Raw genomic sequence first — 17,664 nt, 5'->3', positions numbered from 1 at the left:
TTTTAATTTTATTTTTTTTAATATACTCCTGTGTAACCTTTCATAATCCCGCGAGATGAATTTCGAACAAATTGTATGATTTCATCGCGCTCTGGTGTTGCTTCCATTTCTGTTTCAATAAGCTCTATTGCCTGTGAATTGTTGTAATTTTTTTGATACAACACTCGATAAATGTTTTGTATTTCCCTTATTTTATCTGAATCGAACCCTCTGCGGCGCAAGCCCACGGAATTGATTCCAACATATGAAATGGGTTCACGAGCTGCTTTGATATACGGCGGAACATCTTTGCGAACCAAGGTACCACCGGTTATAAAAGAATGCGAACCTATCGTACAAAATTGATGCACAGCAACCATTCCTGCAAGAACCACATAATCGCCAACAGTAACATGACCTGCTAATGTGCTTGAGTTTGAAAAGATGCAATTATCGCCCACAATGCAATCATGTGCCACGTGGCTGTATGCCTGAATTAAGCAGTTTTTACCAATAACGGTTCGGTAACGGTCTTTTGTTCCGCGGTTAATGGTAACGCATTCGCGTATGGTTGTGTTATCACCAATTTCGGCAGTAGTGTCTTCTCCGTCAAATTTTAAATCTTGTGGTTCAGCCGATATTACAGCGCCTGGAAAAATACGACAGTTTTTTCCGATTCGTGCGCCTTCCATAATGGTAACATTCGACCCTATCCAAGTCCCCTCGCCTATTTCCACATTATTGTGAATGGTTGTAAAGGGTTCTATTACCACATTTTTAGCAATTTTTGCTCCGGGATGAACGTATGCTAATGGTTGATTCATTCTATAAAATATTAATTACTACTTTGCTTTTACTATTTGTGCCATTAATTCGGCTTCGGTTACAATTTTACCGTTTGCGTAAGCAACTGCTTGCATGTGGCAAATACCTCTGCGAATAGGGCTTATTAAATCTAACTTAAAGATTAATGTATCACCTGGCAACACTTGTTGTTTAAAGCGAACATTGTCTATCTTCATGAAATAGGTTAAATAATTTTCAGGATCTTCTACGGTGCTTAAAGCTAAAATTCCGCCTGTTTGCGCCATTGCTTCGATAATTAAAACACCTGGCATTACGGGTGCTCCGGGAAAATGTCCTTGAAAAAATTCTTCATTCATGGTTACGTTTTTCATTCCCACAACGTGCGAATCAGACAATTCTAAAATACGATCCACCAAAAGCATTGGAAATCTGTGAGGCAACATCGCCATGATTTTCGTAATATCCATTAATGGTTCTTTGTTCAAATCAAAAACGGGTACTTGATTTCTGCGTTCGGTTTTAATGATTTTTGCCATTTTTTTGGCAAATTGCGTGTTTACGAAATGTCCGGGCTTGTTTGCAATAACTTTGCCGCGAATACGGGTGCCTATCAAAGCTAAATCACCAACCACGTCTAACAACTTATGGCGTGCGGCTTCGTTTGGGTAATGAAGTGTTAGGTTGTCTAAAATTCCGTTTGGTTTTACAGCGATATCTTCTTTGCCAAAAGCCACTTTTAAACGCTCTAAGGTTTCCTTTGAAATTTCTTTGTCTACATATACTATGGCATTATTCAAATCGCCACCTTTTATCAATCCGTGAGCCAACAAGGTTTCAATTTCATGTAAAAAACTGAATGTTCTAGCTTCTGAAATTTCTTCCTTAAAATCGCTCATACTTTTTAATGTGGCATTTTGAGTACCTAACACTTTGGTTCCAAAATCAACCATAGCGGTGACTTGATACTCATCTGCAGGCATTACGATGATTTCACTACCAGTGCGTTCGTCCACGTACGAAATCACTTCTTTCACAATGTATTCGTTGCGTTCTGCATCTTGCTCTACAATTCCGGCTTTTTCTACAGCTTCAACAAAAAATTTAGAAGAACCATCCATTATTGGTGGTTCTGAAGCGTTTAGCTCGATAATAACATTGTCTAAATCGCAACCAATAAAGGCTGCTAAAACATGCTCGGTGGTGTGCAATTGAACGCCTTTGTGCTCTAAATTAGTACCGCGTTCTGTAGAAACCACAAAATTAGCATCTGCTTCGATCACTGGATTGCCAGGTAAATCTACTCGAACAAAAGTAAAGCCATTGTTCACAGGTGCTGGTTTTAAAGTCATTACAACTTGTTGTCCGGTATGCAAGCCTACTCCGTTAATGGTTACTTCGTGGGCGATGGTTTTTTGTTTAACCATAACTATTTAACTTAAATTTTCTTTATCTTTTATTTTTTTTAATTCTTCTATATCTTTCACGATATTCGGCAATTTTCTGAAATATACATACGATTTAGAATAATCGTTATAAGCCATTGCGGGTGATCCTTGAATAATTTCGCCGTCTTTGATGCTTTTTCCTACGCCTGATTGTGCCTGAATTCGAACATTATCGCCAATGATAATGTGCCCAACAATTCCCACTTGACCACCAATAATGCAATTTTTACCAATTTTTGTAGAACCTGCCACGCCTGTTTGCGATGCAATCACGGTGTGCTCGCCTACTTCTACATTGTGTGCTATTTGAATTTGATTATCCAATTTCACACCTTTTCTTATAATGGTTGATCCTAATGTAGCACGGTCTATGGTGGTACATGAACCTATTTCTACATGGTCTTCAATCACCACATTTCCTATTTGCGGAATTTTATCATAAGTTCCATCGGTGTTTGGTGCGAAACCAAAACCATCTGAACCAATAATTGTTCCTGAATGGATAACACATTTTTTTCCGATAATTGTTTCCGAATAAATGCGTGCTCCGGCAAAAAGTATCGTATCATCGCCAATTACTACATTGTCTCCTACGAATGAATTGGGATAAATTTTAACATTGTTACCTATTTTCGTGTTTTTGCCAATGTACGAAAAACTGCCCAAATACAAATCGGTTCCATAAGAAACACCTTCGGAAATCACAGAAGGTTGTTCAATACCGGATTTCATCAATTTTATTTGATTGGCATATTCTAAAATCTTTGTGAATGCTTTGTAAGAATCTTCTACCTGAATCATTGTAGCCTTTACGGGTTGCAACGGCTGAAATGTTTTGTTTACAATTACGATAGACGCATTGGTGGTATAGAGATAATTGTTATACTTAGCATTCGACAAAAAGGTAATAGCCCCTTGTTCGCCTTCTTCAATCTTGGCCAACTTAAAAACCTCAACCGTAGAATCGCCCACAACGGTTCCGTTTAAAACTTCGGCAATTTGTTCTGCTGTAATCTTCATCGAGTACAAAAATATTAATTTTTAATCAACTTTATGTATTCCTTTTGGATAGCATATAAAGTATTTATAAACCGGCTCCGACAAAGCCCTTAAATTATATTGGTCTGATGCTTCTAAAACATCAACAATTTCATTATTTTTCTTATAGATTCTTATGGGATCTGCCGCTAAATCATACGCCTGATTTTTTAATTTATCACCAAAAACAAAGTAGTCTAATTCATCAGTTTCTACTTGAAGTTTTTCTTTACATAAATGTTGATAGGTGTTTAATTTTGAATACATCTCCTCTTTAGCAACCAATTTTACTTGAAACAATTTTCGGTTTACAATGGCACTGCTTAAATACGACAAAACTCTATCATCATGAAATTGCCAGTTTTTTAATGCAGTGTATATGTCTGCATCGTCTAATAACGCAAAATTGTTTAAAATATTGGTGTTAAAATTATTTTTTGAAACGGAATTTTTTAAGAAAAAAGTGAGTGCATTGCTTGCCTGTAAATCAATTCCTTGCAAAGTGAGTTGTTTGGCACGTTTTAGTATTTTTGACAATAACAGTTCGGCACCAACGCTTGTTTTGTGCAAATAGCATTGCCAGTACATTAAACGGCGTGCTACCAAAAATTTTTCTACTGAATATACGCCTTTTTCTTCAACTACCAACACATCATTATGCACATTAATCATTTGTATCAATCGTTCGGAGTTGATATTTCCTTCGGCAACACCGCTGTAAAAACTATCGCGTTTAAGATAATCCATTCGATCCATATCCATCTGTGAAGATATGAGCTGAATGAGGAATTTGCGCGGATAATTTCCTTTAAAAATCTGAATTGCCAATGAAAGCTTTCCTTCAAATTCTTTATTTAAAGCTTCCATAAAAAGCAAAGAAATTTCTTCGTGATGTATATTTTCTACAATGCTGTGTTCCATTGCGTGGGAAAAAGGTCCGTGCCCAATATCGTGCAATAAAATGGCAATATAAAGCGCTTCTTCTTCTTCTTTTGATATTTCTACATTTTTAAAACGCAATACCTGAACGGCTTTTTGCATCATGTGCATACAACCCAAAGCATGGTGAAAACGGGTGTGTTCGGCTCCTGGATAAACTAAAGACGACAACCCCATTTGTTTAATTCTACGCAAACGTTGAAAATATGGATGCTGCATTAAATCGTACAACAAAGTTGATGGTATGGTTATAAAGCCATAAATAGGGTCGTTTAAAATTTTTAGTTTATTTTCAGATGTCAAAACAATTTCTTTCAAATATCAGGCAAATATAACGATTTTCGGAAAAGAAAAATGCACTTTTCTTTAACAAAAAGTGCATTTATATGTTTTAGTTGAAGTTATAATTGTTTAAAAACTGTATACTTTTTTGAATATCGTAGTGCAAAATGCGGTCATTTTGAACCGTTGGAACCACTTTTCGGTATTCTAAAACAAAATTTTCTATAAAATCGCTCGATTTTCCTGGTCTTCTAAATTCCAGTGCTTGTGTGGCATTGAACAACTCGATTGCTAAAATTCGTTCTAAATTTTCAACAATTTTCAGGGTTTTAGTGGCAGCATTGGCACCCATACTCACGTGATCTTCTTGTCCGTTGCTCGACACAATACTGTCGATACTTGCCGGAGTTGCCAATTGCTTGTTTTGACTCACAATGCTTGCGGCGGTGTATTGCGGTATCATAAAACCTGAATTTAACCCCGGATTGTTTACCAAAAACGGAGGTAAATTGCGCAAACCCGAAATGAGCTGATAGGTTCTGCGTTCTGAAATACTTCCTAATTCTGATAAGGCAATGCCTAAAAAGTCTAATGCCAAAGCTAATGGTTGTCCGTGGAAATTTCCGCCCGAAACAATTACATCTTCCTCTACAAAAATATTTGGATTATCGGTTACGGAATTAATTTCGGTTTTAAAAACTCTTCCTACATATTCAATGGCATCTTTCGAAGCACCATGTACCTGAGGAATACAGCGGAACGAATATGGGTCTTGAACGTGTTTTTTTGGTTGATTAATTAATTCGCTTCCTTCTAAAATCGAACGCATATAATTGGCCGTATGCACCTGTCCTTTGTGTGGACGAACAATATGGATTAAATTGTTAAAAGGATCGATTCTACCATCAAAACCTTCTAAAGAAACCGCTCCAATCACATCAGCCAATTGAGTCAGTTTTTCGGTTTTTATCAAGATATATGCTCCATAGGCACTCATAAACTGCGTACCGTTTAGCAATGCCAAACCTTCTTTCGATTTCAAAGTAATCGTTTCCCAGCCTTTTTCAGCAAGCATTTGTTTTGCAGTGATGCGTTTGCCATCAACAAAAACCTCTCCTTCGCCAATTAAAGGCAAACACAAATGCGCCAATGGAGACAAATCGCCCGATGCACCCAATGAACCCTGTGTATAAACAACTGGTAAAATATCGTTATTATAAAAATCGATCAAACGTTCAACCGTAACCAATTGTACGCCCGAATTACCATAACTTAACGATTTAATTTTAAGCAAAAGCATGATTTTTACAATGTCGTGAGGCACTTCGTCGCCGGTTCCGCAGGCGTGCGATTTCATTAAATTTTCTTGTAGTGTAGTTAAATCTTCCGAAGATATTTTAACGCTGTATAATGATCCAAAACCTGTATTGATACCATAAATGGGATTGGTTTGGGTTTGCATTTTATGGTCTAAATATTCCCGGCATTTATTAATGTTGGCTATTGCTTCTTCGGATAAAGCCAACTTTTGATTTTGACTAATAATTAAGTGTAATTCTTCTAAACTTAATGTGTTGTTGCTGATATAATATGTTGCAGACATGGATTTTTTAAATTGATTGTCAAAATTGCTAAAAGTAATCTATAAATCAAAATGTTTTATGGTAATATTAGAAGCATCTAACAAAAACCTCGCATTAGAGGGTACAAAATTCTCATTATGAAACAGATAAATATTTAAAACAAAAAAAAGTATTTTTCACTACAAAATGAATTAAAATTGATTATTTTCGCTCCGAATTAATTAGAAAAATTTTATCAAATGAAAAAAAATGTTTTTATGTCGTTTGCCGCAATGGCACTTTTACTTGGGCTTTCTTCTTGTAACAAAGATGATGAAGCAACCCCTTCAAACGCCAATTCTATTGTAGGAAAATGGGAATGGTCTAAAGAAACAAATTATAACAATGGTTCTGCCGTTTTAGTTGATTACGAGCATAATGAAGAATGTGGAAAAGATCAATTAATTTTTGAAGCAAATGGTACATTAAGGGATGTTTATTACGAAAAACCTAACAACACAGGCTGCATTGATTATGACATTGCAGGTTCGTATTCTGTTTCAGGCAACACGCTAACAATTACAGAAGATGACGGAGAAACGTATTCAGCAAATTATTCTATTTCAAATAATCAGTTAACAATTGTTAGTAAAGGTACTGATGGTACAGAATATACTAGCATTTTAGTTAAAAAATAAAAAATCGAAATGAGCACCAAAAAAGGTGCTCATTTTTTTTTTACCTCGTAAAAAACCCATTTGGTATCGGTGGATAAAATTTGTATCGAAAGCGTAGCCTTTTACGAGAAATTTGGTGTACGTATTTCCCCATCTGTTTAGTAAAAACTTCTTTTTAAATTACACTTCTCCACATTTAGCAAATATTTCCTGCGCCACTATTTTACTGTTTTTAATGGTCAATTCATTCGTAATATCCACAAATCCGAGTTTACATTTTTTGCCTAAGTTAATCATTAAACTTTTCATAATGTTTTGGATATTTGTTATCAAATAAATCCGATCTACAAATAGAGTTTTCTGTAGTTTTTTCGCCGATGTAACCTTTGTCGACAAAAAGTTTTCCGAAAATCGCTTTGAGAAACTTTTATTTTTAATAGGTTGCCAGTTAATACTTCCGAAAATTAAGACAACAATTTAAAATATGAAATTAAAAAAAATTAATATTAAAACCATTAAACCTAAACTTACTGATTTCAATTTAATTGACTTCATTATTTTGGATAAAAATAAATATATTGACTCTGAGCATCAAATTTTTAGAAACATAAAAGGTTTTAAGATTGCATCTATAATTGAATGATGTTTTTACAACAGAATATAGTGAAAACTATTTGCGATTATGGAAGAAATTAGAATGAAAATGGTGGAAAAGGTAAACGCATTTGAAAACTATTTTGTAATGGATAATTTTTTTAATAAAACAATGTTAATTTTATTTAGATAATACATTGCTGATGAATTTTAAATTAAAATATCACTTTCTAAATCAGATTTTTCAATTAAAAATTCAAAACCTAAACGTTCCACTATTTCAATTACCAGTTTCTTATACCAATTTTCTGATTTTGGGTGAATGTACAAACGTTCAATCATTTCGTTTACATCAATCAACACCTTCACTCCTTCGTTTACTTGCATCTCTAAATGGGTCACATCGGTAATAACACGCACTTCATGTTCGTATTGAAAACTTTTTCGCTTAAAGAGAAAAGGAAAAAAATCATCATCAAACGGAATGTGTTCTTTTTTATAGTCTATATAATTTACCTCGCCAATAAACTGATCGGCTTTTGGTTCAATCAACGCTTTTTTTAAGCTGCCAATGGTTGACTGTATTGCCAAACCTTCGTTGTTTTTGGTGAAAACCTGCCACATGGCATAACTTTCATACGAATTTGCGTGCCAACTGCTAATCACAATATTTTTTCGTTTTGATTTGTAGGCATCTAAATATTTCGGATTATCGGCCAAAAGCTTTTTAATCTCTTCGTATGTTGGTTCGCTAAAAGTTCCTTCAAATTGATCTTCAAACTTATCAGACCTAGCCATAAACATGCGTTTAGACAGCAATAAATCTAGAAATTTAGACAAGTCTAGATATTTCCAAATAATGGTGTCGTTTTCGGGAATATGTAGCTTTTGGTTTTCTTTAAACATTTTTATTAATAGAAATTTTTATTACATCACACTTTCTTTTATTTGAATCATAAATATCAATTTCGATAATGAACTCATTTGATTTGATTTCTTTCACATTAAATAAGTTTTCAAGAAATAAGAACTTTGAATTTTCTAAACTTTTATAAATCAAATCAACATCTGACAAGGGATAGGCTTTGTAAATAGATTTTTCTTTATTGCCTAAAATAAGAAAAATTTGCAATTAGTACCAATAGAACATTATCATTTACAAAACCAATTCACAATACAACTTATCAAAAGTGGCATCCAAATCAGCCGATAAACCTGGATGTGGGCGCGAGGATTGTATGCTGGAGCTTTTCACAGCGGTGATCCATCTAAATTTTTCATCAGCTTCTAAAGTTGCTATTGGTCCGGCGTTTTTTGCACCTGAACAAATTTTAGCAAACGATTCTAAATTCTCCTTTAGCTGAACTAAATCAAATTCGTTGCAAAAGCTTCTAATTTTTTCTTCATGGATATGATATTCAAACCGAATGTATCGTTTTCTTTTGCTGAATAAAATCAGGCCTGTATTAATAAACTCTTCGCGTTCCATTTTTGGAACAACTCGGATTACCGCATATTCATAAACAACTTTATCTTGCATTTTGGGCAGTTTTTAGAAAGATATCGGCATGTGCCAATCGATTCAACAAAAATTGATAATACACTTCTCGAATTTCCTCATTGCTGGGGCCTTCTTCCCAATTTAGAAATTCGTCTGGAATAATATTTACAAAATCACGTAACACGTTATTGTTTAGTTTTGCAGTGAATTGTTCATGCACCTCTTGCAATTTAGTTGCTTTTTTTATCAGTGCGTGATCTTTTATCAATGCAAATGGCGTTTGTGATGTTTGCTGCCAATTGTCCCATGAATGATGAAAATAAAACGAAGCACCGTGATCAATTAACCACAATTCTTTATGCCAAATAAGCAGATTGGTGTTGCGAAAGGTGCGATCCACATTGGTGATAAAACTATCTAACCAAACAATTTTTGAAGCCAGTAGTTCATCACAGTCGTTGGTAGCAACATCATAAGTTACAGCACCCGACAAATAGTGTAGTCCTAGGTTTAATCCTTTGCTAAATTTTAATAAATCTTGTATTTCTTCATCGCCTTCGGTTTGCCCAAAAGCTTCATCTAACTCAATAAAAACCAATTCCGGAACAGGTAAGCCAAGGTATTGCGCAATAACGCCACCTAGCAATTCCGAAATCAACGCTTTCACACCATGACCTGCACCGCGAAATTTTATCACATATTTAAAATCGTCACAAGCTTCAGCAAGTGCCGGTAACGAACCACCTTCGCGCAAAGGGGTAATATATCGGGTAACAGTCACCGTTCGTAAATTTGATAGCATCATGCAATTTTTGTTTGTATATCAAAAAAGGATAAAGGTAGGAATGTTTTTAGAAATAGTATTTAAAATTTTATTTTTGATTTTTAAGATGATAAATCATTAAATTGTAGTCTTACAGCATTTTTATTGTCGTTCCATTCAATTATGTTGTTTAAATTTGATTAAAAACAATCAATGAAATACGGTTTTATATTTTTCTTTTTGGGTATTGTTCATTCTTTTGCCCAAGTTACCTTTAATGACATTGAATATATGTCGGATTTTTCGCATGCTGAAGTTACTTGGTATCGGACCAAAAACGGAAAAAGCGGACTTATAAATAAAGACAGTGTTTTTATTACGCAACCAAAATTTGAATACATTTCTTCTATTCGTAATCAAAATGGAATATTGGAAGCAGGTATAAAAAAAGGAAAGCAGTTTTATCGTGGTTTTATAAATGATAAAGGTGAACAAATTACCGCTTTTATCTACAATTATGTTTTTATATCAGGAGATTTTCTAATAGTTGAAAAAGACAAAAAATACGGTATGTTAGACAAAAAAGGCAACTATATTTTATCTTTAGATTACGAATTAATCAGAAACTATGATGAATTTACTTTAATTCAAAAAAACAATAAACTCGCACTTTTTATTGAAAACCACGGAATGGTAACCGATTTTATTTACAACGACTTGCTTGATATCTTTCCGAATTATATCTTACTTAAAAACAATCAAGGCGATTTTCTAATAAATAACAAAGGTGAAACAGTCTATAGCGTAGATAATAATGAAGAGCTTAAAGACATGAAAGATTCTTTATTGATTGTTAGAAACAAAAAAGCAGATAAAATGTTTCTCCGAGATTTAAACAACAACAACCTTTTTGAATCAGATTACAACGAAATAGAATTTATAAGTGATCTTTTAAAAGTATCAAACAACAAAAAAACGGGTATTGTAACTTATAATAATGAAATTATTATTCCTTTAGATTTTTCTAGTATTTATCAATTTAAGAATGATTATTTTATGGTGCAAAACAATAAAATAAGTGGTCTTTACAAGTTGAATAATTTGGTTTTACCTTTAAAGTACAAACACATGAATCGATTTTTAACTAATTATCTTTATGTTACAAACGATAATGATTTAAGCGGTTTGTATGATGCTAATTTAAATGTTGTAATTCCTGAGGAATATAGAATTTATGAATATTACAAATCGTTCTACTTAGTTGAGCAGAACAATCAACTACTAATTTTTAATATTGATGATAAATCAATTACAAAATTAAATCCAAGCTATAAATTTCGCGATGAAAACCATTATTGGATTACTAAACGTAATTATTTTGTTTTACAAGAAGGCAATAAGTACGGAGTTGTAAATTATAAAGGTGAAATTGTTGTTCCGTTTGAATATGATTATATAGAACCTATTTACGCATCGAACAAATTCATTGCAAAAAAGAGCAATAAATACGGATTAATTTCTAGCAAAAATGAAATCATTAAAGAATTTAAGTTCGATCATGCCCAATTGGTTAAAGAAGCTGTTTTCTTTTATCAAAAGGGAAAGCGAACAGATAGTTACGCCGCTGAATTTGATTAGCACAAATAAAAAACCCCAAACTTTTTAAGAATTTGGGATGATTTATTATTTTCTCTTAAAACCCTCAATAGGTATTAGTATATTATAGGTTTTGTTGCTTGAAACTATTAGAGAGGTGTCAATTAGCCAGGGATTGTACCACTTTAAAAGTTTATAATTAATTCCTTGATTCAATGCCCATCTTTGTAAATCATCTATGTTTGCATTTACAGCAACCGTTTTCGTTTTTACAGGCTGGTACAATTCATCTTTAGAAAAAACAAAACCGTATTTATCAGTATTGTTCATAATTTCTTTTAAAGCTAAAATCCTGAAAACATAGCGCGATGTTTCTTCGTTTAAATACAAATCGTAATAATCGGTTACGCCTTGTGCGGTTAATTGACGTTCCACACCTGCCATTCCACGATTGTAAGACGCTGCAACCAACGTCCAATTGCCAAATTTCGCATAGGCTCTTTTTAAATACACGCAAGCCGCTTCAGTTGCCTTTATCACATCGTATCGCTCGTCAACCGTGCTGCTAATTTCCAAATTGTATTCCCGCGCGGTTTCGGGCATAAATTGCCAAAAACCTTTCGCACCTGCACTAGAGGTGGCATTGGTCAATGCACTTTCAATCACACATAAATATTTAAAATCGCTCGGAATACCATTGCGTTTTAATATGGGTTCTATTTCAGGAAAATATCTATTTGCTCTTTTAATGATTAATGTTGTTGCCGAATGCAGGTTCATATTCACCACCAATTCACGATCTAAACGCTCTTTAACATCGACTATTTCTACTGGAACACGCTCGCCACAAAAGTCGATATTTTTGATATGATAACCGGTTTCGGTAGAAACCTTTTCAATAGTTGTAAACTGATAAAACAAACCACTTAAACCTAAAATAGCAACTACAATTGCTGCGTTTTTATAACTTTTTTTCATATTATTCTTCAAAAATTTCTTCTAATTTTTTATTGATCCATCGGGCGTTTACCAATACCATCACATGTGTTCCATTTTCCAGTAATTGTGCATTTTTAATATGTTTATGCGGAAATATATGGTCTTTTGTGCCATGCAAGTGATAAACGTTTGAAATTGGATTTTTATTTTCCCACAAAATAACATTTTTAAACGCCCAATCCAAATAATTGACCGATCGCACAGAAAGATATTTTTGATACATATCAATGCGTTGTTGGATTTTTTTGGAAGATAATAATTTTTTTGTAAGATGTTCGAATAAATTAAAATAGGATGTGGGAAAAAAACGATACAATTTCCATTTTTTAGCCCAATTTATTCGTACTGGAAATTCAGATGGATCTTTAACACTTGAAATAATAATTACTTTTTCTATGGGGATAATCTTTGCAATTTCTTGTGCAATAATTCCTCCGAAAGAAACACCTACTAAAATAGGGTTTTCTGAAACGATTTGTTCAGAAAAGCGTTTGCAATATTCCTGAAGCGGTTCGTTTTTTGAAGGTTCAAGCCATTCCACAAAGTGCATCTTAAATTTAGAATCATTTAATTTTATATGTTCAAAAATCCCGCAATTAGCCGCCATACCTGGAATAAAATAAATGTTTTTCATCTAAATGGTGTTTCTGTTTTTATAACTTTTTGCATTATTAAAAACTATTTCATTAATTTGTAGATAAATGAAATAAGAATTTAAGGTAAAATTTTTAATAATACTTTTATTTAGGTAATTTAAAAAGCACTTCAAATTCCTTGAAAAGCACTATAAATATAGAAAAAAATGTTATATGGAATTTAAAAACAATGAATTGTTAAGACAATTTGAATGTAGATGTGGCGATCGACATATTATTATTGAATATTCAATACAAGAACGAAAATTATTTTTAACCAAACTAAACCCTAACGGTTGTGATGATGAAGATTTAATAAACGATTTCATTAAAGCTATTTTAGATCAAGCCGAAGAAAAACGCTTGCGAATTGTACCTGTTAATTCAGGTATTGTAGCATTTTTTAAGAAGAACCCAAGCTATAGAGCGTTATTGGCAGCGGGAATTAAGATATAGCATACCGTTTTTTGAAAAAATAAATAAAACCGCATTTCTGCGGTTTTATTAATGTACCTCGGCACTTAAGCCTGCGTCTAATAAGGCGGTGCACATAGGAACCAATTCATGAAAAGTTCCGCTTTTCACATCGCATTTTCCTTTGTAATGTACAATTAAAGCACATTGTTCGGCTTGTAAAGGTTCGTGTTTGCAAACTTTTACCAGGGTTTCGATAACGTGGTCGAAGGTATTTACGTCATCGTTAAAAAGAACAATTACATTTTCAGAGTGAAATAATTCTTCTATTTTAACATCTTCTAATACGCGTTCTTTTGTACTCATTTCTTTATTTTTTAATAAATTTTAATGATGCCCAATTGTTTCTTTCTAATTGGTGGTCTAAATGCAAATTATACTGGTTTGCTGCTTCTTCAATTGCAGGAATATCTTCTATATAAAAACCGCTAAATAGAATAATACCGCCTTTTTTCAATGTTTTGGCGTAGGCTTCCATATCATTTAATAGAATATTGCGGTTAATATTTGCAATTACTAAATCATATTTGTTGGTTTTGGTAGCTAAAAGTGCTGCATCGCCTTCATATACGCTGATATTGCTAATATTGTTGCGCTCTGCATTTTCAATCGAATTCAAATAACACCAATTGTCTATATCAATAGCATCGGCATGTTTGGCTCCTTTCATTAATGCTAAAATAGCTAAAATGGCAGTTCCGCACCCCATATCTAATACTTCCATATTGGTAACATCTATGTTTAATAAATGTTTCATCATCATAAATGTGGTTTCATGGTGACCTGTTCCAAAACTCATCTTTGGTTCTATCACAATTTCATAAGGCACATTTTTGGCTTCATGAAACGGCGCACGCACATAGCACAAATCATCTACATTAATTGGTTCAAAGTTTTTTTCCCATTCTTCGTTCCAGTTCACTTGTTCAATTTCTTCGACGTGATAGGTTATTTTAAATTCAGGATTATTTAAAATGTATATATCATTTAACAAATCGGTAGTATGTAACTGATTTTGAATGTATGCCGATAAACCTTCTTCGGTTTCAACAAAACTATCAAACGCCAATTCGCCCAATTCTGCTAATAAAATTTCTGCACCCGGATCTTTTGGTTCTATTTTAAAATGATATGCAATATAGGTATTCAACATAAAGAGTATTTTTGCAAAGGTATAAATTAAAAAAGTTCGAAGTGAAATAATCGCTCCGAACTCTTTAAAAATATTTTTAGAAATTTACTTGTGCTTGCAGGCGCAATAGATTTCCTTTTTGATGATTGTCTCTCAAAACAAAGTCTTCGTATCTTCGGTTTGATATGGTGTACATAGCTACTAATTCAAAATTTTTATTTAATTGCCATTCCAAACCTAATTCTACTTCGTTTACTTTATAGCTTCTTGCATCTAATTCATGTTTTTTTCCACCTTTGTAATATTGGTAGCGTGCAAACGGAAAGAAGAATTGTTCGTTGTGCTGAATTCTATATGAAAGTGTTGCGTATCCACCTTCTAAACTTTTGGTTTCGATGGTATTGGTTTCTTTGTTAAATTCTGGCCCTTTTCCAATGTTATATTCTGCTTGAATTCCGAATGGTTTTGGATATAAGATAAAAGAGGCAGCTGCGCGTTGGTCGGTATAATTGGCATCGTGTGTGGTTGTAACCCCATCGCTCACTTGCGAAGAAGGCATTACCCAACGTCCTGAATATGCTTGAATTCCAGGTTCGATAATTTGGTCGCCAATTGTGAAGGGATAAGAAACACGTGCAACAACGTGTAAATTGTTATTCAATTCTGGTTTGTTTGCAGTTTGTCCATTGAAAGCACCAATTGCAAATACACCGTAATCGCCAGAACCTTTAAAGTTATTTTTAACTACATCTGCATAAATTTTGCGAATGCGATCAGGTGCCCACATAAAGAATCCTCCTAAATCACGCTCGTTTGCAAATGAACTATTAATACCATCATTACGGTCTAAAGGCAAACGGTTTTGACTTGATTGCATGTTTTCAAATCCATACGGAATTTTACTTTGCCCTAATCTTACTCGGAATTCATTTTTACTGTCGAAACCTATATCAAAATAGGCATCACGTAATTGACCAAAATGCAACCCGGAACTACTTGCCGAGCTGGCAAAATCGGGCTGAATATAAAAGAATACGTTTTTATAAATTTGTCCTGAAAAAACAACACGGGTACGTCTTAAGAAAAAACTACCGTTTTCACCCCAAGATTTATCGCATTGATCACAACCCAAATCGGGATTGGTTTCTAAGAGGCGGTTGTATCGCACTTGGGCGTACCCTCTAATCTTAAACGAGTTGAACCATTCTTTGCTCTTTTGGGTTTCGGGTTGCGCCAAAGAATCTTTGGTTGATTCTTGCGCATTCACTTGGTTGCATGTAATAATAGCAAGTAATAATACTTTTAAAATTTTCATTGCCTTAAACGTTGTTTTTTATCTGGGGCAAATCTATTAACATTACTGCTTTTATGTGTTAAGTTAATGTTACTAAGAAGTGTTCTTAACATTAAATTTAAGTTTTAGAAATAATTTATTTTTTATTTGTTAACATGAGTGGTTTGAGCGTTTTTGTTTCTACTAAAAACCATTTGCAAAACCAAACCAATGAGTATTACTGAAAACACACCAATAGGGTTAAGCCACAGATAGCTTACCACTTCCAAAGAATAAATGTATATAACCAATATTTGGGCTAAAAGTGCACCCCAAAAAGTAGCTTTTGCTTTAATGTATTTTATAAAGAATGCAATTAAGAAGATACCCAGAACGGTTCCGTAGAAAATAGACCCGATAATGTTTACCAATTGAATCAAATTTTCAAAAAGGGTAATGACACACGCCGCCAAAATGCAAATAATTCCCCAAAAAACCACTAAATATTTCGTTACTTTCAGATAATGTTGTTCCGATAAATTGGGCTTATAGGTTTTGTAAATATCAATTGCCGAACTCGACGCCACAGCATATAAACCCGAAGCAGAGCTAGACATGGCAGCAGAAAAAATCATCGCCAATAAAAAACCGATAATTCCGTGTGGCAAATAATTCAATATAAAATAAATGAATACGTAATCTTTATCGTTTGTTTCGGCGCCGCTGTCCACTTTTTTAATCATATCGCGTGCTTCCTGTCGCAGTTGCACTTCATTTTCGTTCAAAGCAACCAGTTTTTCTTCCAACATTTCATTTTCATAACCTTGGTTTAATTGCCCGGTATAAATTTGAGTGATTTCTTTCTTTTCGTTTAATAAACCTTTTAGTTCAATTTCTAAATCTCGGTATGCTTCCTGATATTCTGAATTTAAAACTTTTTCCGTATTTACCGGATTGAAATGCAAAGGGGCTTGATAAAAATGAAAAAAGATAAATACCATGACACCTACCAACAAAATGAAGAATTGCATGGGCACTTTTAACACGCCGTTCATTAACAATCCAACTTGTGTTTCTTTGATGCTTTTGCCCGATAAATACCTCCCCACTTGCGATTGATCGGTTCCGAAATAGGCCAACATTAAAAAGAACCCGGCTGTTAAACCATTCCACAAGGTGTAGGTTTCGGAAAAATCTGTCGAAAAATTCAGCAGGTTTAATTTATCTTCAATCTTGGCAACATTAAAAACATTCACAAAAGTTACTTCTTCGGGCAATCTGAATAAAATGATAAAGAATGTAAGAAACATTCCGGCCATTATTACAAAAGCTTGTTGCTTTTGAGTGATATTCAACGCTTTTGTTCCACCAAAATAGGTGTAAAAAATAATGACGATACCAATGGAAACAATGATAAAAGTTAAATCCCAATTAAGGATTGATGATAGGATAATTGCGGGTGCATAAATCGTTATTCCTGTTCCAATACTGCGTTGCACTAGAAAAATTACCGATGCCAATGTTCGGGTTTTTAAATCGAAACGAGTTTCCAGAAATTCATATGCTGTGTACACTTTTAGTCTGTGAAATACCGGAATAAAAACCATACAAATTACCACCATTGCAAGCGGTAATCCAAAATAAAATTGCACAAAGCCCATACCGTCGTGATAAGCCTGACCAGGTGTTGACAAAAACGTAATGGCACTTGCCTGCGTGGCCATAACCGATAATCCTACGGTAAACCAATTGGTGCTTTGGTTTGCTAAAATATATTCTTGTATATTTTTGCTGCCTTTTGTTCGATAGGTACCATACAACACAATAAACAAAAGTGTACTTAAAAGAATAATCCAGTCTAATAGTTCCATGTTAATTGGTTAAGTGCATGATAAAATAAAAAAGTACAATATAGAACAAATTGATTAACAACACAATGCTGTATGCTTTTCGCCATTTAATCCATTT

17 protein-coding genes are annotated in these 17,664 nt (G+C 33.7%); 3 read left to right on the top strand and 14 right to left on the bottom strand.

All coding sequences use genetic code 11. The features are described 5' to 3' along the window. Positions 1-17 precede the first annotated feature (17 nt). The 5 genes from lpxA to hutH form a co-directional block, all read right to left on the bottom strand. Positions 18-803 carry an acyl-ACP--UDP-N-acetylglucosamine O-acyltransferase gene (gene lpxA / locus MG290_RS01310; RefSeq protein WP_257499146.1) on the bottom strand — a complete coding sequence of 262 codons (786 nt, stop codon included), beginning with the start codon at positions 801-803 and terminating at the stop codon, positions 18-20. 18 nt (positions 804-821) lie between these two features. Continuing rightward, the gene (locus MG290_RS01305; RefSeq protein ID WP_264562125.1) at positions 822-2,210 is read right to left on the bottom strand and encodes a bifunctional UDP-3-O-[3-hydroxymyristoyl] N-acetylglucosamine deacetylase/3-hydroxyacyl-ACP dehydratase; all 1,389 of its coding nucleotides are present in this window, start codon (positions 2,208-2,210) and stop codon (positions 822-824) included. Positions 2,211-2,216: 6 nt separating this feature from the next. Further along, entirely contained in the window at positions 2,217-3,251 is a 1,035-nt protein-coding gene (gene lpxD / locus MG290_RS01300; RefSeq protein ID WP_264562124.1) for a UDP-3-O-(3-hydroxymyristoyl)glucosamine N-acyltransferase, read from the bottom strand. A gap of 21 nt (positions 3,252-3,272) precedes the next feature. Continuing rightward, positions 3,273-4,511 carry an HD domain-containing protein gene (locus MG290_RS01295; protein WP_264563167.1) on the bottom strand — a complete coding sequence of 413 codons (1,239 nt, stop codon included), beginning with the start codon at positions 4,509-4,511 and terminating at the stop codon, positions 3,273-3,275. A gap of 88 nt (positions 4,512-4,599) precedes the next feature. Further along, positions 4,600-6,093: a histidine ammonia-lyase gene (hutH, locus tag MG290_RS01290; RefSeq protein WP_264562123.1), complete on the bottom strand. Its 1,494-nt coding sequence runs from the start codon at positions 6,091-6,093 to the stop codon at positions 4,600-4,602. A 219-nt stretch (positions 6,094-6,312) separates the two neighbouring features. Between hutH and MG290_RS01285 the strand changes: the two genes are divergently transcribed. Next, a complete protein-coding gene (locus MG290_RS01285; protein ID WP_264562122.1) occupies positions 6,313-6,750 on the top strand; it encodes a lipocalin family protein in 438 nt (145 codons plus the stop codon). A gap of 783 nt (positions 6,751-7,533) precedes the next feature. On the opposite strand, the gene MG290_RS01280 is transcribed toward MG290_RS01285, so the two are convergent. The 3 genes from MG290_RS01280 to MG290_RS01270 form a co-directional block, all read right to left on the bottom strand. Beyond that, the gene (locus MG290_RS01280) at positions 7,534-8,229 is read right to left on the bottom strand and encodes a hypothetical protein (RefSeq protein ID WP_264562121.1); all 696 of its coding nucleotides are present in this window, start codon (positions 8,227-8,229) and stop codon (positions 7,534-7,536) included. A gap of 250 nt (positions 8,230-8,479) precedes the next feature. Further along, the gene (locus tag MG290_RS01275; protein WP_264562120.1) at positions 8,480-8,863 is read right to left on the bottom strand and encodes a DUF3037 domain-containing protein; all 384 of its coding nucleotides are present in this window, start codon (positions 8,861-8,863) and stop codon (positions 8,480-8,482) included. Continuing rightward, positions 8,853-9,629 carry a HipA family kinase gene (locus tag MG290_RS01270; protein ID WP_413614612.1) on the bottom strand — a complete coding sequence of 259 codons (777 nt, stop codon included), beginning with the start codon at positions 9,627-9,629 and terminating at the stop codon, positions 8,853-8,855. The genes MG290_RS01275 and MG290_RS01270 overlap by 11 nt, the downstream gene beginning before the upstream one ends. A 171-nt stretch (positions 9,630-9,800) precedes the next feature. Between MG290_RS01270 and MG290_RS01265 the strand changes: the two genes are divergently transcribed. Beyond that, entirely contained in the window at positions 9,801-11,225 is a 1,425-nt protein-coding gene (locus MG290_RS01265) for a WG repeat-containing protein (protein WP_264562119.1), read from the top strand. Between the two features lie 45 nt (positions 11,226-11,270). Here MG290_RS01265 and MG290_RS01260 read toward each other — a convergent pair whose 3' ends face one another. After that, positions 11,271-12,161 (bottom strand): lytic transglycosylase domain-containing protein, encoded by an 891-nt coding sequence (locus tag MG290_RS01260; RefSeq protein ID WP_264562118.1) that lies wholly within the window; start codon positions 12,159-12,161, stop codon positions 11,271-11,273. 1 nt (position 12,162) lies between these two features. After that, entirely contained in the window at positions 12,163-12,816 is a 654-nt protein-coding gene (locus MG290_RS01255; protein ID WP_264562117.1) for an alpha/beta hydrolase, read from the bottom strand. 175 nt (positions 12,817-12,991) lie between these two features. On the opposite strand from MG290_RS01255, the gene MG290_RS01250 reads away from it, so the two are divergent. Further along, positions 12,992-13,273, top strand: a complete 282-nt coding sequence (locus tag MG290_RS01250) for a GNAT family N-acetyltransferase (protein WP_257499108.1) — start codon at positions 12,992-12,994, stop codon at positions 13,271-13,273. 48 nt (positions 13,274-13,321) lie between these two features. Here MG290_RS01250 and MG290_RS01245 read toward each other — a convergent pair whose 3' ends face one another. The 4 genes from MG290_RS01245 to MG290_RS01230 all read right to left on the bottom strand — a co-directional run bounded on the left by MG290_RS01245 (position 13,322) and on the right by MG290_RS01230 (position 17,567). Beyond that, entirely contained in the window at positions 13,322-13,597 is a 276-nt protein-coding gene (locus tag MG290_RS01245; RefSeq protein ID WP_264562116.1) for an ATP-dependent Clp protease adaptor ClpS, read from the bottom strand. A gap of 4 nt (positions 13,598-13,601) precedes the next feature. After that, a complete protein-coding gene (gene prmA, locus MG290_RS01240) occupies positions 13,602-14,444 on the bottom strand; it encodes a 50S ribosomal protein L11 methyltransferase (protein ID WP_264562115.1) in 843 nt (280 codons plus the stop codon). A gap of 76 nt (positions 14,445-14,520) precedes the next feature. Further along, complete coding sequence (locus MG290_RS01235; RefSeq protein ID WP_264562114.1) at positions 14,521-15,738, bottom strand: OprO/OprP family phosphate-selective porin; 1,218 nt, start codon at positions 15,736-15,738, stop codon at positions 14,521-14,523. 122 nt (positions 15,739-15,860) lie between these two features. Continuing rightward, the gene (locus MG290_RS01230) at positions 15,861-17,567 is read right to left on the bottom strand and encodes a sodium:solute symporter (RefSeq protein ID WP_264562113.1); all 1,707 of its coding nucleotides are present in this window, start codon (positions 17,565-17,567) and stop codon (positions 15,861-15,863) included. Positions 17,568-17,664: the final 97 nt, after the last annotated feature.

It is taken from the genome of Flavobacterium sp. CBA20B-1, assembly GCF_028473145.1.
GTDB lineage: Bacteria > Bacteroidota > Bacteroidia > Flavobacteriales > Flavobacteriaceae > Flavobacterium.
The sequence above is the reverse complement of the archived record's forward strand: the minus strand, read 5'-3'. Positions and strand labels throughout refer to the sequence as shown.

Coding starts and splice junctions, on each gene's coding strand:
- lpxA (WP_257499146.1), bottom strand. CDS start 803: ATGAATCAACCATTAGCATACGTTCATCCCGGAGCAAAAATTGCTAAA.
- MG290_RS01305 (WP_264562125.1), bottom strand. CDS start 2,210: ATGGTTAAACAAAAAACCATCGCCCACGAAGTAACCATTAACGGAGTA.
- lpxD (WP_264562124.1), bottom strand. CDS start 3,251: ATGAAGATTACAGCAGAACAAATTGCCGAAGTTTTAAACGGAACCGTT.
- hutH (WP_264562123.1), bottom strand. CDS start 6,093: ATGTCTGCAACATATTATATCAGCAACAACACATTAAGTTTAGAAGAA.
- MG290_RS01285 (WP_264562122.1), top strand. CDS start 6,313: ATGAAAAAAAATGTTTTTATGTCGTTTGCCGCAATGGCACTTTTACTT.
- MG290_RS01280 (WP_264562121.1), bottom strand. CDS start 8,229: ATGTTTAAAGAAAACCAAAAGCTACATATTCCCGAAAACGACACCATT.
- MG290_RS01275 (WP_264562120.1), bottom strand. CDS start 8,863: ATGCAAGATAAAGTTGTTTATGAATATGCGGTAATCCGAGTTGTTCCA.
- MG290_RS01270 (WP_413614612.1), bottom strand. CDS start 9,629: ATGATGCTATCAAATTTACGAACGGTGACTGTTACCCGATATATTACC.
- MG290_RS01265 (WP_264562119.1), top strand. CDS start 9,801: ATGAAATACGGTTTTATATTTTTCTTTTTGGGTATTGTTCATTCTTTT.
- MG290_RS01260 (WP_264562118.1), bottom strand. CDS start 12,161: ATGAAAAAAAGTTATAAAAACGCAGCAATTGTAGTTGCTATTTTAGGT.
- MG290_RS01255 (WP_264562117.1), bottom strand. CDS start 12,816: ATGAAAAACATTTATTTTATTCCAGGTATGGCGGCTAATTGCGGGATT.
- MG290_RS01250 (WP_257499108.1), top strand. CDS start 12,992: ATGGAATTTAAAAACAATGAATTGTTAAGACAATTTGAATGTAGATGT.
- MG290_RS01245 (WP_264562116.1), bottom strand. CDS start 13,597: ATGAGTACAAAAGAACGCGTATTAGAAGATGTTAAAATAGAAGAATTA.
- prmA (WP_264562115.1), bottom strand. CDS start 14,444: ATGTTGAATACCTATATTGCATATCATTTTAAAATAGAACCAAAAGAT.
- MG290_RS01235 (WP_264562114.1), bottom strand. CDS start 15,738: ATGAAAATTTTAAAAGTATTATTACTTGCTATTATTACATGCAACCAA.
- MG290_RS01230 (WP_264562113.1), bottom strand. CDS start 17,567: ATGGAACTATTAGACTGGATTATTCTTTTAAGTACACTTTTGTTTATT.